The sequence below is a fragment of the Paraburkholderia sp. BL17N1 genome, from assembly GCF_003634175.1.
In the GTDB taxonomy this organism is placed as follows: domain Bacteria; phylum Pseudomonadota; class Gammaproteobacteria; order Burkholderiales; family Burkholderiaceae; genus Paraburkholderia.
In genome coordinates this window covers 534,966-559,411 of record NZ_RBIW01000001.1, presented here as the reverse complement: position 1 = coordinate 559,411, position 24,446 = coordinate 534,966, and the positions used below count along the sequence as shown (strand labels likewise).

Below are 24,446 nucleotides of genomic sequence, written 5' to 3'. Positions count from 1 at the left end.
GGTCGTATCTTAAAGAATTCAAGGAGTTAGAAGATGGCAGCTAAAGACGTCGTATTCGGTGATTCCGCCCGTGCCAAGATGGTTGAAGGCGTGAATATCCTCGCGAACGCTGTGAAGGTCACGCTGGGCCCGAAGGGTCGCAACGTTGTCCTGGAACGCAGCTTCGGCGGCCCGACGGTCACGAAGGACGGTGTGTCGGTCGCGAAAGAGATCGAACTGAAAGACAAGCTCCAGAACATGGGCGCGCAAATGGTCAAGGAAGTGGCTTCCAAGACCAGCGACAACGCAGGTGACGGCACCACGACCGCAACGGTCCTGGCTCAGTCGATCGTCCGCGAAGGCATGAAGTACGTTGCATCGGGCATGAACCCGATGGACCTGAAGCGCGGTATCGACAAGGCTGTGACGGCCGCAATCGAAGAACTGCGCAAGATCAGCAAGCCGTGCACGACCAACAAGGAAATCGCACAAGTCGGCGCGATTTCGGCGAACAGCGACTCGTCGATCGGCGATCGTATCGCTGAAGCGATGGACAAGGTCGGCAAGGAAGGCGTCATCACGGTTGAAGACGGCAAGTCGCTGCAAGACGAGCTGGACGTGGTCGAAGGTATGCAATTCGACCGCGGCTACCTGTCGCCGTACTTCATCAACAACCCGGACAAGCAAGTCGCCGTGCTCGAAAACCCGTTCGTGCTGCTGCACGACAAGAAGGTGTCGAACATCCGTGATCTGCTGCCGGTACTGGAACAGGTCGCCAAGGCTGGCCGTCCGCTGCTGATCATCGCGGAAGACGTCGAAGGCGAAGCGCTGGCTACGCTGGTGGTGAACAACATCCGCGGCATCCTGAAGACTGTTGCTGTCAAGGCTCCGGGCTTCGGCGATCGTCGTAAGGCCATGCTGGAAGACATCGCGATCCTGACCGGCGGTCAAGTCATCGCTGAAGAAACCGGCCTGACGCTCGAAAAGGCAACGCTGGCTGAACTGGGTCAAGCGAAGCGTATCGAAGTGGGCAAGGAAAACACCACGATCATCGACGGCGCTGGCGAAGCAGCCACCATCGAAGCGCGTGTGAAGCAGGTTCGCACGCAAATCGAAGAAGCAACGTCGGACTACGACCGTGAAAAGCTGCAAGAGCGCGTTGCCAAGCTGGCAGGCGGTGTTGCGGTGATCAAGGTCGGCGCTGCGACCGAAGTCGAAATGAAGGAAAAGAAGGCACGTGTCGAAGACGCACTGCACGCAACGCGCGCAGCTGTGGAAGAAGGCATCGTGGCTGGCGGCGGCGTCGCGCTGATCCGTGCACGTACGGCAATCGCCGGCCTGAAGGGCGCTAACGCCGATCAGGACGCAGGTATCAAGATCGTGCTGCGCGCGATGGAAGAGCCGCTGCGCCAGATCGTCACGAACGGTGGCGAAGAAGCCAGCGTCGTCGTGGCAGCTGTTGCTGCTGGCCAAGGCAACTACGGCTACAACGCAGCAACCGGCGAGTATGTCGACCTGGTCGACGCTGGTGTTGTCGACCCGACGAAGGTGACGCGCACGGCGCTGCAAAACGCAGCTTCGGTCGCTGGCCTGCTGTTGACGACCGACGCAGCTGTTTGCGAACTGCCGAAGGAAGACGCTCCGATGGCCGGCGGTATGCCCGGCGGCATGGGCGGCATGGGCATGGACATGTAATTTCGATTGGGCCTCCTCGTCTGGAGGCTCAGTTGGAAGCACATGGGGAAGCGCGCCGCAAGGCGTGCTTCCCAAACGAAAAAACCCGCAGAAATGCGGGTTTTTTTATGGGCGCTCGCTGCAGGCAGAAGCGCCCGGATCAGAGGGCAGCCGACGCTCCGCGCCGGCTATCAGTGCCGCGCTTCGCCCGGCGCTGCGTCCTTGCCGGCTGCCGGCGGCGTTTCGTCGTCGGCACTGCGCGCCCAGAAGAACCGGTCCGGCATATACGCGCCCATGCCCGGCCGGAACGCATTGCGCACGGCCTGGTACAAATACTCCTGCGCCTCGCGCACCGCCTCGGCGGGATCCTGGCCGTTGGCGAGCAATGCGGCGATCGCCGCGCCCAACGTATCCGTCAAGCCCATGATCCGATGGCTGCCACGGTCCCACATGTCCTGACGCAACTGGCCGTCTTCGCTGAAGAGCGTATTGACGTGCCGGTGCGTGCCGGTTTCCGTCGACAGAATGTATTCGCAGCCTTGCGACAGCAGATGCGAGATGGCGGCGTCGAGACTGGGCGCTTCGGCGTCGCCGTCCGGTTGGGCGAGCGCGAGCAGTGTTGCCGAATCGGCGACCAGCAACGTGGTTTGCGGCGCGAGCAGGTCGGCGATCGCTTCGCGCAGTTCGTCGGCGGACAGCACGTGCTCGTCGTCGAGCGTGAAATCGGGGGCGAGAATCAGTGGAATGTCGTCGTAATCGGCGACGACTTCGGCAATCGCGCTCACCACTTCCGCGCGGGTGCAGGCGCCGACCTTGAACGCGGCGATCGGCATGTCTTCGAGCAGCATCCGCGCCTGGGTCGCGACTACTTCGGGGTCGAGCCCGGTGACTTCGTCGCAGCTCGCCGAGTCGCGCACGGTGTAGCCCGTGAGCACAGAGACGCCATGGCAACCCATGCTGGCAAGAGTCATCAGGTCGGCTTGCAGGCCGGAGCCGCCGGTGGGATCGGAAAGGCCGAAGGTGAGGACGATCGGAGGCGTGTCGCTGGGCATGAAGATTTGCGGAAAGGAGCTAAATTTAGGCGCAGAGAGTGCGCAATCGACTCAATTATGCGGCCTAAACCGTCCCGAGGGCGTTTTTTCGCATCTCGCGATGCGCCGCAGCCGGCAAGCGTGGGCCGGCGCGCGGCACGACGTCGCAACCGCTGTGCGGGGCGCCCCAACTGCATAACCAAAGGCCGTAGCACCCTACGATTGCGCGTGTCTGATTGCTAGGCATTGGGGCGGCAACACGGTACCATCATGGCTCCCGTTTCTCCGGACTCTACGACGCGACACAAGAATGGAATATCAAAGCTGGATGTGCCTGATTTGCGGCTGGATTTACGACGAAGAAGCCGGTTTGCCGGACGAAGGCATTGCGCCGGGCACGCGCTGGGAAGACGTCCCCATTAACTGGACCTGCCCGGAGTGCGGCGCGCGTAAGGAAGACTTCGAGATGGTCCAGATCTGAAGTCCGGGAGCAGCCGGCAGACCGGCTACGGGCCGTGCCGCATGCCCGCGGCGCGGCGCTGGCGTGATGTTTCCCGGTCGGCGTGCCGCGCAGGATCGAACGCACACGGTACGTTCTGAAGTTTGCCCCAACGCGTCGACGCGGAACGTCCTCGGCCGCGCCGTGTCGCAACGTTAGTCTGTCATTGTCCTGTCGCCGGTTCGCGCGTTCGCCGATCAGTCTGCGTGCGGCGAGGCGACGGCCCGTCAGCTTCGTGTCGCCTGCCCATGACTCCTCAATCCGCTGCACCCGTTTCCTTCGATGCCTTGCCGAATCCGCGCGGCGGCGCCGTGCGCCCCGCCGAGCTTGCGCTGGCCGAGGCGCTGCTGGCGTTCGAACAGCACAGCGAGAGCACGTCGGCGCTGCTGCGTGCGTCGCATGCATTGCGCGGGGCCGGCTGGCTGAGCGCTCAGCGTTTCGCTGACGCATTAGTGCGGGTTTCGCCGCTGGTCGAAGGCGACCCGGTCGACGCGCTGAGCGCGCGCCCCGTGTTCGGCGCGGCGTTGCGCGACTTCCGCGCCGCGCTCGAGCGTCACAACTTGCGCGAGCTGTCCTGCTCGCCGGTCCTGTTCGATCATTACCGGGCGCTCGGCACGCATCTGTCGGAGCACACACCGGGTTCCACCATCGCCTTCGAAGATCTCGCGTTGACCGCGCGGCCGGTGCCGCCCGTCTCGCTGCACACGCAGCCCGCCGATCAACTGGCGCATCTGCGCGCGCGTTACGAACGCGCGCTGCTGCCGGTGCTGCGCTCGCAGGCCAACACCGGCAGTGCGGCGGCGCTGGCCGTCACCAACGCGGCGCTCGACGAACTGGACGCTGTCTTCGGCGAACTCGCCGGCCCGGACCCCTACGATTTCTGGCGACTCGCCAAGGCTTGCGCCAAGGCGTTGCGGGTCAGCGGCCGCGCCACGGGCGAAACCGACGCGCGGCGTTTTTACGCGCGTTGCAACCTCGCGCTCGCCGATCACGCGCGCGGCATCGAGCTTGCGCCGCGCTCACTCGTGCGCGCAACGCTTGCGCTGCTGTGGCGCGACTATGCGTTGTTCGGCGCCGCCGCGGAAGACGCCGACCAGGTGGAAGTGCTGCACGACTACGGCTTGACGGTGGACTGGCACGTCGCGGGCACCCAGGCGTCCGAAATGCTTTGGGAAGCGGGCGCCGTGCAGGCCCAGGCGATCAGCGCCAGCCGTAGCGCCTTGACGCGCGAATTGGGCGTGTTGGCCGTGAATGTGAACGCCTACGAAGATTTTCTGCAAACGGCGGACGCATCGATCTCCGCGTTGACCGAGCATGCCCGTGCAGCCGACCAGCCGGAGAAAGCCGATCCGAGCGAAGCGCTGCAGGCGGGCGACGCCGCCTACCGGCTCGGCTCCGCCGCGTGCGCGCTGGGCCTCGGCCACGTGGCGCTGCTAGCCGATGCGCTGGGGCTCGCGTGGCGCCGTCGCGCGCATGCCGGCGTATCGACACCCGCGGTGCGCGCGCATGTGATCGTCGGCGCACCGGCGGCGAGCACGCTCGAGCAGGCCGCCGAAGCCTTGCGCGCCACGTTGCACAAAGTCGCCGCGGGCGTCGCGCCACCCGGCGGCGGCACCGCGCTGGCCGCGTTGACGCGCTCCATCGAGCAGGGCGGCGCGTGAGTCATCGGCGCGCCGGGTCGTGGGGCGCGCCGGTCCGTCTGTCACCGGGTCGTCACTGGCCGCGGTGAAGCGACGCGGCCGCACGCCACGCAACACGCGTGCCGCGACACAGCGGGAACCTGCACGGTGGCGAGGGCCCGCGTGCGTGATAGAGTGCAACTTGATTCGCCGTCGATGGCTCGCGGCTCGCTTCATGGCACACATCGCGGTCCCACGCTCAAAGCCCCGCCATCCTGCATCGTCTTTGCTAAAATCCGAACTATGTCCAAGAGTACCGATCGCATCAATCTGACCAACCAGTTCCTGATCGCCATGCCGAACATGGCGGATCCGACGTTTTCGGGAACGGTGGTCTACCTTTGCGATCACAGCGAGCGCGGTGCGCTCGGCCTCGTGATCAACCGGCCGACCGATATCGACCTGCAAGCGCTCTTCAGTCGCATCGATCTCAAGCTCGAGATCGAACCCCTTCTCCATGTACCCGTTTATTTCGGCGGCCCGGTGCAAACCGAGCGCGGCTTCGTGCTGCACGACCCGAAAGACGGCAACGCGTACACGTCGTCCATGTCGGTGCCGGGCGGTCTCGAGATGACCACGTCGAAAGACGTGCTCGAAGCCGTCGCGAGTGGTACGGGTCCCGAGCGTTTCCTCCTCACGCTCGGCCATGCCGGCTGGGGCGCGGGTCAGCTCGAAGAAGAGATTTCGAAGAACGGTTGGCTGACGGTCGAAGCCGACCCGAAAATCGTCTTCGACGTGCCTGCCGAAGAACGCCTCGAAGCCGCGTTGGCCTTGCTCGGCATCAACCTGTCCATGCTGTCGGGCGAAGCGGGCCACGCATGAGTCTGCCGGCCGGACGTGAGGCGACGCTGCTTGCGTTCGACTACGGTGAAAAACGCATCGGCGTGGCGGTCGGCAATTCGCTGACACGTCGCGCGCGGCCGCTCGTGATTGTGCAGAACCGCAGCCGCGAATATCGCTTCGAAGCAGTCGGCAAACTGATTGCCGAGTGGAAGCCGGACGCGCTCGTGGTCGGGCTGCCATTCCATCCGGACGGCACGCCGCACGAAATGACCCAACTTGCGAAGCGCTTCGGCAACCAGCTGAATGGCCGCTTCAATCTGCCGGTCACGTGGGTCGACGAACGCTATTCGTCGGTCGAGGCGAAGGCGGAAATCCGCGCCGGCAACGGCCGCGCCGACATGCTCGACGCCGAAGCCGCCAGCATCATCCTCCAGCAATATCTAGACGGACTTTCCGACGATCATGAGTTCCATTGACGCCGAAGCGCTTTATCGCGCGTTGCTCGACCAGATTCGCGCGGTGTATGGCGACCAGCTCGGCGCAGGAAAAGACGGCGCCGAGGGCGCCGTGCTGGCCGGCATCTACAGCGGCGGCGCGTGGCTTGCCGAACGGCTGGCGCGCGACCTGAACCTGCCGAGTTTCGGTGTGGTGAACGTCGCGCTGCATCGCGACGATTACGCAAAAAAAGGGCTGCACTCGCAGGCAAGCCCGACCTCGCTGCCGTTTTCGGTCGACGGCCGCCGTATCGTGCTGGTCGACGACGTTCTCTACACCGGCCGCACGATTCGCGCGGCGCTCAACGAGCTGTACGACTACGGCCGCCCGGCATCAGTTGAACTGGCGGTGCTGGCCGATCGCGGCGGACGTGAATTGCCGGTTGCGGCACGCTTTGTCGGCGGCGTGGTGGACATTCCCGCCGACGCCACGCTCGTGCTGGCCCGCACGGAACGCGACGAAGCAGGCGGCGCATCCGCGCAGTGTTTCACTTTTCACACTGAAGCACGCGTCGATTGAACAGGGCGCGATGTGCGAGGCGCGCCGCGCTTCCGTCGCAATCGGCGCATGGCATCGAGCCATCACGCGCCACGCAAGAGAGATTTATCGAGCCGCTCGCTGCAACTAAACGCGCGAAAGTTGGCCCGGCATCGTCACACGCAGTCCGCATCGACACCGATCACGTCGAAGTCCGTATTTGAAGCAGGTACACCATGACCACCGCCACCCAGGCTCCCAAGAATTCCGCCGATAGCGCCACCGAGCGCTTCCGTTACGGCTTCCTCAAGGGCAACCCGCAGCTCACGAAAAACGGCGAGCTCAAACATCTGTTGTCGATCGAGGGCTTGCCGAAGGCGATCGTCAATCACATTCTCGACACCGCCGACCAGTTCGTCAGCGTGACCGATCGCGAAGTGAAGAAGGTGCCGCTGTTGCGCGGCAAGTCGGTGTTCAACCTGTTCTTCGAGAACTCGACGCGCACCCGCACCACCTTCGAGATCGCCGCAACGCGTCTGTCGGCGGACGTGCTGAATCTGAACATCAACGCGTCGTCGACCAGCAAGGGCGAGTCGCTGCTCGACACGATCAACAACCTCTCGGCGATGCATGCCGATATGTTCGTCGTGCGCCATGCATCGAGCGGCGCGCCGTACCTGATCGCCCAGCATTGCGCGCCGCACGTGCACGTGATCAATGCCGGCGACGGCCGTCATGCGCACCCCACGCAGGGGCTGCTCGACATGTACACCATCCGCCACTACAAAAAGGACTTCACGAAGCTGCGCGTGGCGATCGTCGGCGACATTCTGCACTCGCGCGTCGCGCGCTCGGACATTCACGCGCTAACCACGCTCGGCGTGCCGGAAGTGCGCGCGATCGGGCCGCGCACGCTGTTGCCGGGCGGCCTGGAACAGATGGGCGTACGCGTGTTTCACAACCTCGACGAAGGCCTGAAGGACGTCGACGTGATCATCATGCTGCGTCTGCAGAACGAACGGATGAGCGGCGCGTTGCTGCCGTCGGCGCAGGAGTATTTCAAGAGCTGGGGCTTGACGCCGGAGCGTCTCGCGCTCGCCGCGCCCGACGCGATCGTGATGCACCCGGGCCCGATGAATCGCGGCGTCGAAATCGATTCGCAAGTGGCCGACGGTCCGCAATCGGTGATTCTGAATCAGGTGACTTTCGGTATCGCGGTGCGCATGGCGGTGATGGGAATTGTCGCGGGTAATCACGACTGACCCTGCGGATGCGGAGCCGCGTCACTTACGCACAGTACGAACCCGCGACACGTAACGCGGAATTAGCTGAACTCAGCTGAATATAAGGCAGCGCATGAAGATTCTTATTCAAGGCGGCACGCTGATCGATCCGGTAGCGGGCACCGAACAGCAGCAGGACATTTTTATCGCTGCGGGCAAGATCGCCGCCATTGGCGACGCGCCTGCGGATTTCCACCCGGAGAAGACGATCGACGCCCAAGGTCTCTGCGTCTCGCCGGGTCTGGTCGACCTGTCGGCGCGGTTGCGCGAGCCGGGCTACGAACACAAGGCGACGCTCGAATCCGAAATGGCCGCCGCGCTCGCGGGCGGCGTGACGAGCCTCGTCTGCCCGCCGGACACCGATCCGACGCTCGATGAACCGGGCCTCGTCGAGATGCTCAAGTTCCGCGCGCGCAATCTGGACCAGGCGCATGTGTATCCGCTTGGCGCGCTGACGGTCGGCCTCAAGGGGCAGGTCATCACCGAGATGGTCGAGCTGACCGAAGCGGGCTGCATCGGCTTTTCGCAGGCCGACGTGCCGGTGGTCGATACGCAGGTGCTGATGCGCGCGCTGCAATACGCGAACACCTACGGCTATACCGTGTGGCTGCGTCCCGTGGACGCCTATCTTGGCAAGGGCGGCGTGGCCGCGAGCGGCGCGCTGGCGTCGCGGCTAGGGCTCTCGGGCGTGCCGGTGTCGGCGGAAACCATCGCGTTGCATACCATTTTCGAACTGGTGCGCGTGACAGGCGCGCGGGTGCATCTGTCGCATGTGTCGTCGGCGGCGGGCATTGCGCTGGTGCGCGCGGCGAAGGCCGAGGGTTTGCCGGTCTCATGCGACGTCACCGTGAATCACGTGCATCTGATCGACCTCGACATCGGCTATTTCGACGCGCAGTTCCGGCTCGATCCGCCGCTGCGTCAACAGCGCGACCGCGAGGCGATTCGCGCGGGCCTGATCGACGGCACGATCGACGCAATCTGCTCCGACCACACGCCGGTCGACGACGACGAAAAGCTGCTGCCGTTCGCCGAGGCTACCCCCGGTGCGACCGGGCTGGAGCTGTTCCTGTCGCTGACGGTGAAGTGGGCCGACGAAGCACGCGTGCCGCTCGCGAAGGCGCTGAACCGCATCACCACGGCGCCGGCCGACGTGCTCAAACTGGACGCGGCCGGCCGTATCGCCGTGGGCGGCGTGGCCGATCTCTGCGTGTTCGACCGCAACGCTCATTGGCGCGTCGAGCCGCGTGCGCTGAAGAGCCAAGGGCATAACACGCCGTTCCTCGGTTACGAACTGCCGGCGCGCGTGCGTGCGACCATCGTGTCCGGGCATGTCGCATTCGAACAGCGTTGATAGCCGCGGTGTTGCCACGCTCATTGTCCCGCTCATAGGCCAACCCTTACTGGCCCAATCAGGAACGCTCCGACCATGAAGCTCGCGTTACGCAAGGCACGTCTCGTCGTTCATCTGCTGCACGGCATGTGGGTCGTGGCGACGCGCTTTCCAAAAGCCAGCGCCGAGGTGCGTCACACGCTCAATCGCGAATGGTCGCTGAAGATGCTGCGCCTGTGCGGTATGCGGCTCGTCGTGCATAACGACAGCGCGCGGCTCGATCGCGGCGCGCTGGTGGTCGCCAACCACATTTCGTGGATCGACATCTATGTGATCAACGCGTGGCGGCCCACGCCGTTCGTCTCGAAGGCCGAGATCCGGCAATGGCCGGTGGTCGGCTGGCTCGCGCAGCAACTGGACACGGTGTTCATCCAGCGCGAAAAGCGCAGCGACGCCAGGCGGATCATGCATGAACTGTCCGACCGCCTAAGCGCGGGCGAACTGATGTGCGTGTTTCCCGAAGGCACCACCTCCAACGGGCTTGGGCTGCTGCCGTTTCACGCGAACATGTTTCAGGCAGCCGTGTCGGCGTCGGCGCCGGTGCAGCCACTGTGCATGATGTATGAGGACGCGCAGGGCCGGCAATCCACGGCGCCCGCCTATATCGACGATCTGTCGCTCGCCGATTCGCTGAATCTGCTGCTGGGCGGCGGACCGCTCACCGCGCATATCTATGTTTGCGCACCGCTCGCGCCGGGCGCCGACCGGCGCACATTGGCGGCGGAAGCGGAAGGCGTGATCGCGGCCGCATTGCGGGAGATGCAAAGCGGCGCCGCGATGACCGGCGCGGTGATGGCGGAGCGGGCCGCTACGTCCGCCGCAGCGGCAAAGCTGATTGAAGAACCGGTTGAAGAACCGGCCGATCAGGTCGACCGGTCAGGGCGTTCGGCCTGAATTTCGACCTACGGTCGATCCCGACATGCGACCGGGTCACCGTGGCGGCTTAATTGCCGCCGGCCGCAGCGCGGCAGTTCTCGCACTCGACCTGTGTCAGCGTACGCTCCGCGGGCTGTCGCGCGAGACGCACGGCGGAGAGTTGTTCGCCCCACACGCAGCCTGAATCGAGGCCGATCAGGTTGTCACGCAGAATCAGCCCGAGCGCGGCCCAATGACCGAACACCACGGTCACGTCGGCGGTCTTGCGCGCTGGGACATCGAACCACGGCATGCAACCCGGCGGCGCCGCGTTCAGGCCGCCGCTGCTGCTGAAATCCATGGTGCCTTCAGCGGTGCAGAAGCGGATGCGCGTCAACGCGCTGCACGTCAAACGCAGCCGCTCGATGCCTTTCAGTCCCGGTTTCCAGCGATTCGGCTCGTTGCCGTACAAGCCGGCGAGCGTCTCCTTCCAGTTCGGCGCACGCAGGGCGCGCTGCAATTCTTCGGCGAGTTCGAGCGTCAGATTCACGTCCCACTGCGGCAGTACGCCCGCGTGGACCATCAGCATGCCGTTGTCGAAATGCGCGATAGGACGGTGGCGGATCCACTCGAGCAGGTCGGCGGAATCCGGCGCGGCGAGAATCTCGTCGATCGTGTCGCCTTTCTTCGACTTGCGAATCCCCGCCGACACCGACAGCAGATGCAAATCGTGATTGCCCAGCACCGGCACTGCCTGCTCGCCGAGCGCGATGACGTCGCGCAACGTGGCCAGCGACTCGGTGCCGCGGTTGATCAGGTCGCCCGCGAACCACAGCGGCGTGCCGGCCGGCGGCGCGGCCTTGGCCAGCAGTTGCTGGAACGGCGTGCGGCAGCCTTGCAGATCGCCGAAGGCGAGCGGGAGTAGGGGCGGATCGGAAAGCGCGGAAGACGTAGTGGCGGGTGTCATCGAGGAAATGAGTGCGGTTTGATACACGCTGTTACGCACGCGGCGTGCCGCGTTGGGCAATGCAACATATTAGCGTGACATAATAGCCCGTTTGAAGGCTGGGTATCGGGCCAAGGCGCCGCTGGCAAGCGGCTCGGCGCAGGGCGCCCAAGATATTGCGACACAACAGGATGACTTTCATGAACGGAGAAAGCATGTCGTCTTTTCATGCAGAGCAACCTATTCGTACGCTCGTCACCGGCGCGAGCGGCTTCACTGGCCGCTATCTGGTCGACAACCTGCTCGGGCGCGGCCACACCGTGATCGAAACGGTCGCGGGGCGCGACGAGGCGGAAACGCCGACGCGCCTGCGACTCGACATCACGTCGCCGGACGCCTGCCGGCGCGTGATCGAAATCGCGCGGCCCGACTACATCGTCCACCTCGCTGCGATCAGCTTCGTAGGCCATAACGATCCGCTCGACTTTTACCGCGTCAACGTGATCGGCACGCTGAATCTGCTGGAGGCGTGCGCCGCTGTCGGTCATACGCCACGCAAGCTGCTGATCGCGAGCAGCGCGAACGTGTACGGCAACGTGACGAGCGCAGCGATCGACGAGAGCTTTCCGGTCACGCCGGTCAATCACTATGCGGCCAGCAAGGCAGCGATGGAAACGATGGTGCGGACCTGGTTCGACCGCCTGCCGATCCTGATCGTGCGGCCGTTCAACTACACCGGCCGCGGCCAGGCATCCAACTTCCTCGTGCCCAAGATCGTCGAGCACTTTGCGCGCCGCGAACCGTCGATCGAACTCGGCAATATCGACGTAGCGCGCGACTTCTCCGACGTGCGCTACGTGGCAAGCGCTTATGAAGCCTTGCTCGACTCCGAGGCCGCCTCGGAAACCGTCAATGTCTGCACCGGCACGCCCTTTACATTGCGCGAAATCCTTTCCGCGGCGAGTGATCTGACCGGGCATGAACTCGAGATTCAGATCAATCCCGCCTTCGTGCGGCAAACCGATGTGAAGATGCTGGCCGGTTCGCCCGCCAAGCTGCGCACGCTCGTGCCGAAAGTCGAGGCGATTCCGTTCATGGATACGTTGCGCTGGATGCTGGCGGCATAATCGGCCGCATTGGCGCGGCGATCCGCCATCTATTTGAGTCATGGTGACGCGCGACTTTTCGTTCGCGTATAAAGAATCATAATGCGCCGCATTGCAGGCCGATTTGATCAGACGTATGCGGCGTTTGCTCCCGTTTTTCCCAGCGCATGACGCTGAATCAGACCGCTAGCCGTTTCATCCGCGCGGCGCTCCATCGTGCTTGCGACCGCTCACAGCGACATGCGACATGAAAGTGACGGCCGAATTAACTGATGGAAACCAAACTTGTCAAGCTGTTTCAAGTTGTTAGGGTTCTAGTTTTTGCCTTGGGCGGCTTTATAATCGGGGCTTCATAAGATTGGCGTTTGAGCGTCCGTCCGCAGAGCGCGGGACGGCGGCGGGCGTCGACAAGATTACGACACCACAACGCGTGGTAGCAGGTTGGTCCATTTACTTTGACCTGCCACCATCATCTGGAAGGGAATTTCATGATTCTGGTAACGGGCGGCGCCGGTTTTATCGGCGCCAATTTCGTGCTCGACTGGCTCAATGCGTCGGACGAAGCGGTACTGAACGTGGACAAGCTGACGTATGCCGGCAATCTGGGTACGCTCAAGTCGCAACAAAACAATCCGAAGCACATTTTCGTGCGCGCGGATATCTGCGATCGCGCTGCGCTCGACGCGCTCTTCGCGGAGCACAAGCCGCGTGCCGTATTGCATTTCGCAGCCGAGAGCCACGTGGACCGTTCCATTCATGGCCCGGCTGATTTCGTGCAAACGAACGTGGTGGGCACCTTCACGCTGCTGGAAGCGGCCCGTCAGTACTGGACTGCGCTCGGCGAGGCCGACAAGGCCGCGTTCCGCTTCCTGCACGTCTCGACCGATGAAGTATTCGGCTCGCTCTCCGCGACCGATCCGCAATTCTCCGAGACCACGCCGTACGCGCCGAACAGTCCTTACTCGGCCACCAAGGCGGGTTCCGATCATCTGGTGCGCGCCTACCATCATACGTATGGCCTGCCGGTGCTCACCACGAACTGCTCGAACAACTACGGCCCGTACCAGTTTCCCGAAAAACTGATTCCGCTGATGATCGCCAACGCGCTCGGCGGCAAACCGCTGCCGGTGTATGGCGACGGTCAGAACGTGCGCGACTGGCTGTATGTCGGCGACCATTGCAGCGCGATCCGCGAAGTACTCGCGCGCGGCACGCCGGGTGAGACGTACAACATCGGCGGCTGGAATGAGAAGAAGAACCTCGACGTGGTCCACACGCTGTGCGACCTGCTCGATCAGTTGCGTCCGAAGGCAGGCGCGTCGTACCGCGACCAGATCACGTATGTGAAGGATCGTCCGGGCCACGACCGTCGTTATGCGATCGACGCGCGCAAGCTCGAACGCGAACTCGGCTGGAAGCCGGCGGAGACGTTCGAAACGGGTCTCGCGAAAACGGTCCAGTGGTATCTGGACAATCAGGAATGGTCGGACGAGGTCGCCTCCGGCGACTATCGCAAGTGGGTTGAGACCAACTACGCGCAGCGCGCGTAAGGGCACGGCAATGGCGCGCAAAGGCATTATTCTCGCGGGCGGTTCGGGCACACGCCTGTATCCGATCACGCACGTGGTTTCCAAGCAGTTGCTGCCGGTCTACGACAAGCCGATGATCTACTACCCGCTGTCCACGCTGATGGTGGCGGGCATTCGCGACGTGCTGATCATCTCCACGCCGCAGGACACGCCGCGCTTCGAAGCGATGCTCGGTGACGGTAGCCAGTGGGGCATGAATATCCAGTACGCGGTTCAGCCTTCGCCGGATGGGCTCGCGCAGGCATTCATCATCGGCCGGGATTTTGTGGGCAATGACCCGTCGGCGCTGATTCTCGGCGACAACATTTTCTACGGCCACGATCTCGCGAAGCAGCTTGAGCGTGCCAACGAGAAAGCCGATGGCGCCACGGTTTTCGCGTACCACGTGCACGATCCTGAACGCTACGGCGTGGTCGAATTCGACAGGCAGTTCCGCGCGCTGTCGATCGAAGAGAAGCCGGTCAAGCCGCGTTCGAACTACGCGGTCACGGGTCTGTACTTCTACGACAGGCAGGTCTGCGACATTGCGGCGGACATCAAGCCGTCGTCGCGTGGCGAACTCGAAATTACCGATGTCAACTCGCGCTATCTCGCCAACGCGGCGCTCAATGTCGAGATCATGGGCCGTGGTTTCGCGTGGCTCGACACCGGCACGCATGATTCGCTGATCGAAGCCGCGACCTTCATCGCCACGCTGCAGAAGCGCCAGGGTTTGGTGGTCGCGTGTCCGGAGGAAATCGCTTACCGGCAGCAGTGGATCGACGGCGAGCAGCTGCAGGCGCTCGCCAGACCGCTCGCGAAGAACGCCTACGGCAAGTATCTACAAAACCTTCTTACGGACCAAGTGGCATGGCCATCCAAGTAACCGCAACCGCGCTGCCTGAAGTCAAGATCATCGAGCCCAAAGTGTTTGGCGACGCGAGAGGCTTTTTCTTCGAGAGCTTCAATGCGAAGGAATTCGCCGAGCAGGTCGAGCCGGGCGTCGAATTCGTGCAGGACAACCATTCGCGCTCCGCGAAGGGCGTGCTGCGTGGGCTGCACTACCAGGTCCAGAATGCGCAGGGCAAGCTCGTGCGTGTCGTCGAAGGTGAAGTGTTCGACGTCGCGGTGGACATCCGCAAGAGTTCGCCGAATTTCGGCAAGTGGGCGGGCGTGGTTCTGTCGGTCGACAACCATCGGCAGTTGTGGGTGCCGCCCGGTTTCGCGCACGGTTTCGTGGTGCTGTCCGAGTCCGCGCAGTTCCTCTACAAGACCACCGACTACTGGTATCCCGAGCACGAGCGCAGCATCGTCTGGAACGATCCGGCGATCGGCATCGAGTGGCCCATCGACGAAGAGCCGCTGCTGGCGGCGAAAGACGCGGCAGCCAAGCGTCTGGCCGATGCTGATGTCTTCGCATAAGGGGTTGTCGCATGAGCGCACATGATGCCAGGCGGACGATCCTCCTCACCGGCGTAAACGGCCAGGTCGGTTTCGAGCTCGCGCGTACGTTGCAAGGGCTCGGCACCGTGGTTGCGGTGGACCGCGCCGCGATGGACCTGTCCGATCCGGATCAGGTTCGCGCCGTGGTGCGCAACATCCGGCCGACGCTGATCGTCAATCCTGCGGCCTATACCGCGGTCGACAAAGCGGAAGAGGAGCTCGATCTCGCCATGCGCATCAACGGCGAAGTGCCGGGCGTGCTCGCTGAAGAAGCGAAAAAGCTGGGTGCGGCGCTGGTCCACTATTCGACCGACTATGTTTTCAACGGCGAGAAAAACGGCGCCTACGTCGAAGACGATCCCACCGATCCGCAAAACGCGTATGGGCACAGCAAGCTGGTTGGGGAGCAGGCCATTGCCGCAAGCGGCTGCGCGCACCTCATCTTGCGCACGAGCTGGGTGTACGGCACGCGTGGCAAGAACTTTCTGCTGACAATGCTGCGCCTCGGCGCGGAACGCGACGAATTGAGCGTGGTCGCCGACCAGATCGGCGCGCCGACCTGGTCAAAAACGATTGCCACGCTCACGGCAAACGTACTCGCACAAGCGGCGGCGCCTGGCCAGAGCGACTGGTGGCAGCAGCATTCGGGCGTTTATCACCTGACCGCGACGGGTTCGGCGTCGTGGCACGGTTTTGCCGAGGCCATTTTCGAACTGTCGGGCCTGGCGAAAACGCCGACCGTCAAGCCGATCCCGGCTGCCTCCTATCCGACGCCGGCGAAGCGGCCCGGCAACTCGCGCATGTCGAATGACAATCTTGCACGGACGTTCGGCGTGCAGGCGCCGGATTGGCGCGACGCCTTGCAACTCTGCCTGGCCGAGCGTTGAGCAGCACGCCGCTGACATCGCGTACGGGCGCCGTCGTTGTTTTCTACAACCCCGATGCGGCCTGTATCGAGCGGGCCAACCGGCTCGCCGCAAGAATGCACTGCGTGGTGGTCGACAACACGCCAGGCGTGCGGCCGGCGAGCGAGCTGGGACTGGCCGCGACGATCGAGTACCTGCCCAACGGCGAGAACGCGGGCATCGCGACGGCGATCAATCAGGGCGTCGAAGCGCTGATTCGCGGCGGCTTCGATATGGCGATCATCTTCGATCAGGACAGCGAGCCGCCTGCGGCGTTGTTCACGGAGTTGCCGAAAGTCATCGAGGCGGCCAACGCATCGGGCGAGCGGGTCGCGCTGGTGGGTCCGGCTTATGAAGACGCGCGTCTGCGCGGCCTCGCGCCGTTCGTGCGCTTCAAGTGGGGCACGCTGGAGCGGATCGTGCCGCAGGGCGATCAGCCTATCGAGGTCGACTTCCTGATTTCGTCGGGGTCGTGCATCAATTTGCGCTGGTGGTCGAGCATCGGTCCGATGGACGACGCGCTTTTCATTGATTTCGTCGACCTGGAATGGTGTGTGCGTGCCAAGCAGAAGGGCTACCGGGTATTGGGCGTGCCGTGGGTGCACATGAGCCATGAACTTGGCGGCGAGCCGGTCCGCGTACTGGGTCGCGCGTATCCCATGCACAGCCCGTTGCGTCACTACTATCTGTTCCGCAACGCCGTCGTGCTGATTCGCCGCTCTTATGTGCCCTGGACCTGGAAGTCGTCCGAACTGGTCAAGTTTCCGGTGCGGCTCGTCATTTATTCATTGATGCCCTCGGAGCGGATGGCCCATCTGAAAATGGCCCTGCTCGGTATGTGGGACGGCATCCGCGGGCGGCTGGGTAGACTTTAAAAAGCGGTGCGACAGCAGTCGATGCCATTGACCACGAACTCCACGGGCAGCGGGCATCTCGTCGGACGCGCAGGAAGGAATTGCATGAATACGAAATTTAGCGGGCATCAGCAGGATGCAGTCAGTCAGGACGTCTCCCCCGATAAGCCGTTATCGTCCGGCGTCGAAGATGCGCGCGGTCTTCAGGCGCGTGTGGCGCAACTCGAGAAACAGCTCGGTGACGCGCTGAACGACGGCGAGTCGATCGCCAAGCTTAACAATCGGATTCTGAAGCTGGAGGTTGAGCAGGCCACGTTGCTGAATTCGACTTCATGGCGTGTGACGGCACCGCTGCGCTCGGTGAGCCGTATCGCGGCGGCGGTGCGGCTCGCATTCAGCACCATTGGCCGGCAAGCCGAGGTCAGGGGCGGGCTGGGCAGCGCGCTGGGCTATTACGCGTCGGTGATCGGGCGCGAAGGCCTGCCAGGCGTCGTGGCGCGCGTGCGCCGGCTCAAAAGCGGACGCGGATTCGCCGACGGTCCGCCGCGTGACGAGGTCTACCATGAGTGGATCAGCCAGTACGACACGGTCACGCCGGACAAGCAACGCGAAATCGAAGCGGAAATTGCTCTGCTGGCGCGCAAGCCGCTGATCTCCGTCGTCGTGCCCACGTACAACAGCGACGAGCGTCTGCTGCGCGAGATGGTTGCGTCGGTGCAGACGCAGATCTATCCGCATTGGGAGCTGTGCATTGCGGACGACGCTTCCACCCAGCCGCACGTCAAGGCGGTCCTGCAGGAACTGGCCGCGGCTGACAGTCGCATCAAGGTCGTCTTCCGCGAGACGAACGGCCACATTTCCGAGGCGAGCAATAGCGCACTCGCGCTTGCAACGGGCGAATACGTCGCCTTGCTGGATCACGACGATCTGCTTCCGCCGCACGCGTTGTATATGGTGGCGCGGTACATCAATCTGCATCCGCAGGGCCGGATGTTCTATAGCGACGAAGACAAGCTCACCACAGAAGGCACGCGCACCACACCTTATTTCAAGTGCGACTGGAACCCGCAACTGTTCCTGACGCAGAACATGTTCTCCCACCTGGGCGTGTTCGAGACGAAGCTGGTCCAGGAGGCGGGCGGTTTCAGGAAGGGCTTCGAGGGCAGCCAGGACTACGATCTCGCGCTGCGCTGCGTGGAGCTGGCCGGCGACGACAGCGTGATCCACATTCCGCATGTGCTGTATCACTGGCGCATCGTGCCCGGCAGCACGGCGGGCAGCGGCAGCGAGAAGCCGTATGCGCTGATCGCCGCGATTCGCGCGGTGGAAGATCATCTGAAGCGCGCACACCTCAGTGCGACAGTGGAGCATCGGGTCGAATCATTCGGCGTGCTGCGCGTGCGTTATACGCTGCCGAATCCACAGCCCAAGGTATCGATCATCATTCCGACGCGCGATGGGCTTGCATTGCTTAAGCAATGTCTGGACAGCATTTTCGCCTGCACGCTTTATCAGAATTTCGAAATCATCATCGTCGACAACGGCAGTGTGCAGTTGGAGACAATGAAATATTTCGACGAAGTATCGCAGCGTCCCAATGTGCGTGTTTTGCGCGACGAATCACCGTTCAATTTCTCGGCGCTGAATAATCACGCGGCACGTGTCGCGACCGGCGAATTTTTGTGTCTGCTGAATAACGATATCGAGGTGATTTCGCCGGACTGGCTGAATGAAATGGTCAGTCTGGCCAATTTGCCACGCACCGGCGCGGTGGGCGCCTGCCTGTGGTATCCGACTGATGCTTTGCAGCACGGCGGCGTGGTGATCGGGCTCGGCGGGATTGCCGGTCACATGCATCACAAGATGAAGCGCGGGCACTTCGGGTATTTCGGCCGTGCGGTGGCGACGCAGAATCTGTCGGCGGTGACTGCTGCTTGCCTGGTCGTCAAAAAATCGGTCTACGACGAAGTCGGCGGATTGGAAGAGACGCTGGCCGTCGCTTTCAACGACGTGGACTTCTGCATGAAGCTGGTGAGGGCGGGCTATCGCAACATCTGGACGCCACATGCCGAGATGTACCACCACGAATCGGCCACACGCGGCTCGGACCTCGATCCAGAGAAGTACGAGCGTTTCGTGAGCGAAATCCGCCGCATGGAGGCACGTTGGGAAGGCTGTTTCGAACGGGATCCGGCGTACAACCCGAATCTGTCGCTCAGCGGCGAGGCGCCGCCGTTTACGCTGGCGTCGCCGCCGCGCATCGGCCAGTTCGAGTAGCAGCGCAGGCGCCCCGGTGTCCGCATGAAGCTGTGTGCGGCACGCTGGCGCCTTGATTTGACGGGGTTCAGTCCGCTACGGCAGAATGCCGGGTTAAGATGGCGGCGGCTGTATCCACACATATTCATGACGTTCCGGCGCGCCTGTCAACACGCCGCCGGAATTTTTAGCACCGTTTGCGTCGGTTTGAGAATCGAAGCGCAGATGGTTTGTCGGAACCTATCAATGCAAATTTCTGTTTTGCGGCATCGGTCGCTCTTGTGGGACTTTGTCCGCCGTGACCTTGCGACTAAATTCCGCGGTTCGGCGCTCGGCTCCGTCTGGATGATCGTTACGCCAATCCTGACTTTGCTGGTCTATTTCTTTGTTTTTAGCGTCGTGTTTAAGGCGCGCTGGGCCGGCGAAGGGTTAAACAGTAAGGCGTCCGCGCTGATTCTTTTCAGCGGACTCATCACCTACACGTTCTTTTCCGAATGCTTTCTGCGCGCGCCGATGCTGATGCGCGAGAATCCGAACTTTATCAAAAAGGTCGTGTTCCCGCTCGAGGTGTTGCCGCTCGCCATTACCGTGTCCGCCGTCGTGAACGCGGCGATCGGCTATGGCCTTCTGCTCCTCTTCAACCTGGTGTTCGTCGGCCTGCCGCCGCTCTCTGCCATTGCGCTGCCGGTCGTTCTGCTGCCGATGTTCTTCGCCGTACTGGGCGTGACGTATCTGCTGGCGTCGCTCGGCGTATATCTGCCCGATATCAAGCTGCTGGTGCCGCCCATTTCCATGGCTATCATGTATCTGAGCCCGGTGTTTTATCCGCTCGACATGGTGCCGCAAATCCTGCGATTCGCGGTCGCGATGAATCCTTTTACACCGGTGCTGGAAAACGTGCGGCACGTATTTTTCTTTGGCCAATGGCCGGATGCGGTCGGCATGATTATTCAGTTGGCGGTGTCGATTGCTTTTCTGTGCGCATGCTATTGGTTTTTTATGAAATCCAAAAAAGGATTTCCTGATGTGCTTTAGGAAATTCGCTTAAAGGTATAAGTCGAATTAACGTCGGCAGGTATTGGATCAATATAATGAATAGCAAGAAGGCGCGTGTTGGCATTGTTATCGTAACCTTCAATTCGGCGGAGGTGTTCGCGCTTGCGATCGAGAGTCTGATCAAGACCCGCAGCGATACGGAATTCGTGGTGGCCGCGATCGATAACGCATCCCGGCCGGCCGAGCGTGCCGCCGTGCAGGCCACGTTCGAGCACGCCGTCGCCCAGCACGGCTTGCAAGGCAAATTCTTTCAGCAAGACAAGAACCTCGGCTTTTCCGGTGGCAACAACATCGGCATCCAGTACTGCCTCGCGGATCCGACGATCACGCATATCTGCCTGCTCAATAGCGACGTCATCGTCACCGACCACTGGCTGGACTATCTCGTCGCGGCAGGTAAGGATGCGATCGGCCCGCTGACCAACGCGTCGAACAATGAGCAGGGCATTCCCATTCCCTATCATCTCGGCGACCGCAACAGACTGGGTGAAGGCAGCGCCGCGCTCGATATGCCGGTGCTCACGGAGTTTGCGATTCGCCGCCGCGAAGGCTGGCTCGGCCTGACCGTCGACAGCGACTTCCTGAGTTACTACTGCGTGCTGTTTTCGCGCGAGTTGATCGAAAGCGTCGGCACGCTCGACGAACGCTTCTTTCCAGGCGCTTACGAAGACGACGACCACTGCGTCCGCATTTTGCAAGGCGGATTCAAAATGTACGTGGCGCGCGATGTGTATATCCATCACTGGGGCTCGGCTTCGTTCGGCAAGCTGGACGTGGTGGAGGCGCAAGGATTCGCCGCGCAGAACCGCGCGCGCTTCGAAGAGAAGCATGGCCGCGCATGGCAGGACCGCACGCGCCTGTCCGTGACCGCCTGGATGCAGGATTCGTTGTTCGCGATTGCCTCGCCGAAACGGGTTCCGATTCACCTCGAAACGCATCGCCTGTACGCACGCCAGATGCGCACGCTCGTAGAAGGCCTCGAAGCCTATTCGAAGCACCTGGGTGGCGAAATCGCGCGCTGGCAGACTGAACAGCTGAACGATCTGCGTTCGCTGGTGATGGGGCGGCATGTCGACCAACCCGCGTCGGTGGCATCACTGTTGCCCGCGATCAACAGTCTGGACACGGACATCGAGCTATACCTGTCGGCGGACGGCCAGGGTGTGTCGCCGGAAGTCGTGCAGCGCATGAAGGTTCGATTCGAGTCGTTCGCCGATGAACTGGATGCGCTGGTCGCTAGGACGTCGGGCATGGCTCGCGAGTTGACCGCGATGCAAGCCGCCAAGTCGCAGGACAAGCCGCTCAGCCTGAAGCAACGCGTGACGAACCGGCTGGCTCGCGCAGCGCAGTTCCCCACCTCGAAGGTGAGCCGCCTCGTGCGCGGATACGAATTGTTGCAACTGCTGCGTCACGGCGACGGAATTCTTTTCTTCGCGCCGTATCCGACCAGGGAGCGCGAGCGTGACGGCTATTTCCAGCGCGTCAAAGCGATCGATTCGCTGTTCCCTTCGAAACACAGGGTGTATTGCGACGTGCGCGGTCATCCGGAGGCGAAGCCTTTCATCGAAAGGGCGGCGCATAACGCGTGGGTGCTGAATATTTCCCTGGCGTCGCGCAATCAGCGCCGGCTCGTCGCGTTGCTGGCGCGCCGCTTCAAACGCGTTTATTTCCACAGCGTCTTGCGCATGCCGAATGCGGCGGCGGAAGCGGCGCTTCGCGTGCCGGGTCTGAAGTGGGTGCTCGACGTGCACGGTGTCGTGCCCGAAGAGTTTCGGATGCACAATGATTTCTTCTCCGCGCGCATCCATGACGATTGCGAGCGCATGGCGGTGGAAAAAGCGAGCCGTGTGATCGTCGTGTCGCAGGCCATGGGCAACTATCTCGCGCACAAGTACCGCGAGTTGCTGCGCGCGAAAGTGATCGTGTTGCCGATCTTCGCATTGGAAGAAGGAAGCGAAGGGGCGCGGCCCTACAAGGACGGCCGGCCCACGGTCATTTATGCCGGCGGCACGCAGAAGTGGCAAAACGTACCCGCCATGATGGATGTGGTCGCACGCGCACTGGACCATGCCGACTGGTGGATGTACACGCCGGATGTCGAGGTGATGAGAAACGCGGCGGCGCCCGAGGTTCAAAACCACCCGAACTTCCATGTGGCCAGCGCTACGCGTGCCGAGCTCAACGAGGTGTACCAGCAGTGCCATTTCGGCTTCATTCTGCGCGACGACATGGTGGTGAACCACGTGTCCTGTCCGACGAAGTTGATCGAGTACCTGGCGTTCGGCATCGTACCCATCGTGGACACGCCCAACATCGGCGACTTCAACACATACGGCATGCGTTACGTGAGCGTCGAGGATTTTGCCAAGGGGCTGATTCCGGACGCGGCCACGCGCATGGAGATGGCCGCGCACAATCGGGCCATCTGCGAGCGGCTGGTCGAGCAGAAGGCCACGGGCGAGAAGGAACTCATCGAGGCGCTGACCTAGTCGGCTAACCGGGGCCGCCGCGCACGAGAGGCGGGCGGCTCCCGATCACAGCTTTGTGTAAAGCTGTTCATCAACAAAGAGAGTGGTCTTGGACGATATAGCTATCCACGTTCGCGATTTGAGCAAGCGTTACGAACTTTATGCGAAGCCTCACCATCGGCTGGCGCAGATGCTGCTTCGTGGGCGTCGGCAGTTTTTCGGCGAATTCTGGCCGCTGCGCAACATCTCCTTTAATGTGAAGAAGGGCGAAGCGGTGGGTATCGTGGGCCGTAACGGCGCCGGTAAATCAACGCTGCTGCAGATCATCGCCGGCGTCCTCTCGCCGACCCAGGGCGACGTGGAAGTGCATGGCCGGGTTGCGGCCCTGCTGGAGTTGGGCAGCGGTTTCAACCCGGAGTTTACCGGCCGCGAGAACGCCTATCTGAACGGCTCGATTCTTGGCCTGACGCGCAAGGAAATGGACGCGGCGATGCCGGAGATCATCCGCTTCGCGGCGATCGGCGATTTCTTCGACCAACCCGTCAAGCACTACTCGAGCGGGATGATGGTGCGCGTTGCCTTTGCAGTGCAGGTGCAACTGAACCCGGATGTGCTGATCGTCGACGAGGCACTGGCCGTGGGCGACGCGCTGTTCCAGAAGCGCTGCTATCAGCGCATTCGCCAGCTGCGCGATCGTGGCGTCGCGATTCTGTTCGTGTCGCACGACATCGAGTCGGTTCGCACGTTTACCGACCGCGCGATTTTGCTCCACCACGGCGAGGTGATGGCCTCAGGGCCTTCCGGTGAAGTCGTGCTGGCCTATCGCAAACTGCTGCACGACGAGGAAAACCTCGCCAAGCAGAAGGAAATCGCCGAGCACAAGCAGGCGCTCAAGGCGAACATCGCACCGGTGGTCGCGGCGCCCGTCGAGTCGCCGCAATTGACGGCGCCCGCCGCGACAGCCGAACCGCTCGAAGCCGCCGCCGCCGAAGGGCATCTCGGGCAAGCCGTGTCGAACGTCGCGGACGCAACGGACCAGCTGGAAACGGAGGCGCGCAACGAAGGCGGAAAGTTCGAATTCGGCAGCCTCGAAGCGATGATTACCGACGTCTCCGTGCTGGACGGCGCGGGCGAGCAATGCACCACGTTCTATACCGGCGATACGATCAGGATCGTGGTGAAATTCTCGATCCGTGAGGACATGGACAAGCTCTATGTCAATCTGCGTATCCGCAACAAGGAAGGCATCAAGATGTACTCCTGGGGCACGTTCAACCAGGACGCCGAACTGATCGCCGGCAAGCAGGACGGCTTCATTTTCTGGAACCGCAAATTTCGCGCGGGGGAGGAGCATTCCGTCGTCTTCACGATGGACCGCTGCGCGCTGGGCGAAAACTTCTACGAAGTGCAAGCCTCGCTGATCCACCAGGAGTCGATGAACTTCTCCGATCAGGCGATCTTGCACTGGATCGACGAGGCCGCGTTCTTCATGGTCCGTGCGCGCGTCGACACGCATTTCTTCGGCGGTGTGTGCGATCTGCACATGCGCGCCGAACTTGAAGCACCCACCGGCGAAGCCTCGTGAGTCAACGCGCGTCAGTCGCAATCATCTGGACGGCTGACCTTCTTCGACAAAACGGCTCGCCGTACAAAACCTTGGTATCGACTGTATGACCGTGTTTTCAAGCCACGATGT

Annotated in this window: 21 protein-coding genes; 19 read left to right on the top strand and 2 right to left on the bottom strand. The window is 62.5% G+C overall.

Features of this window, described 5'->3' with window-relative positions; genetic code table 11:
* The first annotated feature begins 33 nt into the window (after positions 1-33).
* Positions 34-1,674: a chaperonin GroEL gene (gene groL, locus B0G82_RS02435; protein WP_121306543.1), complete on the top strand. Its 1,641-nt coding sequence runs from the start codon at positions 34-36 to the stop codon at positions 1,672-1,674.
* 170 nt (positions 1,675-1,844) lie between these two features.
* On the opposite strand, the gene B0G82_RS02430 is transcribed toward groL, so the two are convergent.
* A complete protein-coding gene (locus B0G82_RS02430) occupies positions 1,845-2,705 on the bottom strand; it encodes a hydroxymethylpyrimidine/phosphomethylpyrimidine kinase (protein WP_106286118.1) in 861 nt (286 codons plus the stop codon).
* Between the two features lie 289 nt (positions 2,706-2,994).
* Between B0G82_RS02430 and B0G82_RS02425 the strand changes: the two genes are divergently transcribed.
* From B0G82_RS02425 to B0G82_RS02390, 8 genes are all read left to right on the top strand, one after another.
* Positions 2,995-3,165, top strand: coding sequence for a rubredoxin (locus B0G82_RS02425; RefSeq protein ID WP_006047743.1), 171 nt, complete (start codon positions 2,995-2,997; stop codon positions 3,163-3,165).
* 266 nt (positions 3,166-3,431) lie between these two features.
* The gene (locus B0G82_RS02420) at positions 3,432-4,844 is read left to right on the top strand and encodes a hypothetical protein (RefSeq protein ID WP_116119108.1); all 1,413 of its coding nucleotides are present in this window, start codon (positions 3,432-3,434) and stop codon (positions 4,842-4,844) included.
* A 261-nt stretch (positions 4,845-5,105) separates the two neighbouring features.
* The gene (locus B0G82_RS02415; RefSeq protein ID WP_007178990.1) at positions 5,106-5,684 is read left to right on the top strand and encodes a YqgE/AlgH family protein; all 579 of its coding nucleotides are present in this window, start codon (positions 5,106-5,108) and stop codon (positions 5,682-5,684) included.
* Complete coding sequence (ruvX, locus tag B0G82_RS02410; protein ID WP_121306542.1) at positions 5,681-6,121, top strand: Holliday junction resolvase RuvX; 441 nt, start codon at positions 5,681-5,683, stop codon at positions 6,119-6,121. The genes B0G82_RS02415 and ruvX overlap by 4 nt, the downstream gene beginning before the upstream one ends.
* Positions 6,108-6,659, top strand: coding sequence for a bifunctional pyr operon transcriptional regulator/uracil phosphoribosyltransferase PyrR (gene pyrR / locus B0G82_RS02405; protein WP_121306541.1), 552 nt, complete (start codon positions 6,108-6,110; stop codon positions 6,657-6,659). The genes ruvX and pyrR overlap by 14 nt, the downstream gene beginning before the upstream one ends.
* A 194-nt stretch (positions 6,660-6,853) precedes the next feature.
* Positions 6,854-7,879 carry an aspartate carbamoyltransferase catalytic subunit gene (locus tag B0G82_RS02400; protein ID WP_121306540.1) on the top strand — a complete coding sequence of 342 codons (1,026 nt, stop codon included), beginning with the start codon at positions 6,854-6,856 and terminating at the stop codon, positions 7,877-7,879.
* Positions 7,880-7,973: 94 nt separating this feature from the next.
* Positions 7,974-9,254 carry a dihydroorotase gene (locus tag B0G82_RS02395; RefSeq protein ID WP_121306539.1) on the top strand — a complete coding sequence of 427 codons (1,281 nt, stop codon included), beginning with the start codon at positions 7,974-7,976 and terminating at the stop codon, positions 9,252-9,254.
* Between the two features lie 75 nt (positions 9,255-9,329).
* Positions 9,330-10,187, top strand: coding sequence for a lysophospholipid acyltransferase family protein (locus tag B0G82_RS02390; protein ID WP_116142719.1), 858 nt, complete (start codon positions 9,330-9,332; stop codon positions 10,185-10,187).
* A gap of 49 nt (positions 10,188-10,236) precedes the next feature.
* On the opposite strand, the gene B0G82_RS02385 is transcribed toward B0G82_RS02390, so the two are convergent.
* Positions 10,237-11,115 carry a symmetrical bis(5'-nucleosyl)-tetraphosphatase gene (locus tag B0G82_RS02385; RefSeq protein ID WP_116148650.1) on the bottom strand — a complete coding sequence of 293 codons (879 nt, stop codon included), beginning with the start codon at positions 11,113-11,115 and terminating at the stop codon, positions 10,237-10,239.
* Between the two features lie 194 nt (positions 11,116-11,309).
* Here B0G82_RS02385 and B0G82_RS02380 point away from each other — a divergent pair, with 194 nt between their 5' ends.
* From B0G82_RS02380 to B0G82_RS02335, 10 genes are all read left to right on the top strand, one after another.
* Positions 11,310-12,221, top strand: coding sequence for a GDP-mannose 4,6-dehydratase (locus tag B0G82_RS02380; RefSeq protein WP_106286140.1), 912 nt, complete (start codon positions 11,310-11,312; stop codon positions 12,219-12,221).
* 467 nt (positions 12,222-12,688) lie between these two features.
* Complete coding sequence (rfbB, locus tag B0G82_RS02375; RefSeq protein WP_116119114.1) at positions 12,689-13,750, top strand: dTDP-glucose 4,6-dehydratase; 1,062 nt, start codon at positions 12,689-12,691, stop codon at positions 13,748-13,750.
* Between the two features lie 10 nt (positions 13,751-13,760).
* Positions 13,761-14,654: a glucose-1-phosphate thymidylyltransferase RfbA gene (rfbA, locus tag B0G82_RS02370; RefSeq protein WP_116119115.1), complete on the top strand. Its 894-nt coding sequence runs from the start codon at positions 13,761-13,763 to the stop codon at positions 14,652-14,654.
* Positions 14,639-15,190, top strand: coding sequence for a dTDP-4-dehydrorhamnose 3,5-epimerase (rfbC, locus tag B0G82_RS02365; protein ID WP_121306538.1), 552 nt, complete (start codon positions 14,639-14,641; stop codon positions 15,188-15,190). Before rfbA ends, rfbC begins: the two co-directional genes overlap by 16 nt.
* 11 nt (positions 15,191-15,201) lie before the next feature.
* Entirely contained in the window at positions 15,202-16,098 is an 897-nt protein-coding gene (gene rfbD, locus B0G82_RS02360) for a dTDP-4-dehydrorhamnose reductase (RefSeq protein WP_121306537.1), read from the top strand.
* Complete coding sequence (locus B0G82_RS02355) at positions 16,095-16,991, top strand: glycosyltransferase family 2 protein (protein WP_241974448.1); 897 nt, start codon at positions 16,095-16,097, stop codon at positions 16,989-16,991. Before rfbD ends, B0G82_RS02355 begins: the two co-directional genes overlap by 4 nt.
* Positions 16,992-17,075: 84 nt before the next feature.
* Complete coding sequence (locus B0G82_RS02350; RefSeq protein ID WP_121306536.1) at positions 17,076-19,247, top strand: glycosyltransferase family 2 protein; 2,172 nt, start codon at positions 17,076-17,078, stop codon at positions 19,245-19,247.
* A gap of 24 nt (positions 19,248-19,271) precedes the next feature.
* Entirely contained in the window at positions 19,272-20,261 is a 990-nt protein-coding gene (locus B0G82_RS02345; RefSeq protein ID WP_121306535.1) for an ABC transporter permease, read from the top strand.
* A 56-nt stretch (positions 20,262-20,317) separates the two neighbouring features.
* The gene (locus B0G82_RS02340; RefSeq protein ID WP_121306534.1) at positions 20,318-22,771 is read left to right on the top strand and encodes a glycosyltransferase; all 2,454 of its coding nucleotides are present in this window, start codon (positions 20,318-20,320) and stop codon (positions 22,769-22,771) included.
* A gap of 82 nt (positions 22,772-22,853) precedes the next feature.
* Positions 22,854-24,335, top strand: coding sequence for an ABC transporter ATP-binding protein (locus B0G82_RS02335; RefSeq protein ID WP_199730046.1), 1,482 nt, complete (start codon positions 22,854-22,856; stop codon positions 24,333-24,335).
* Positions 24,336-24,446: the final 111 nt, after the last annotated feature.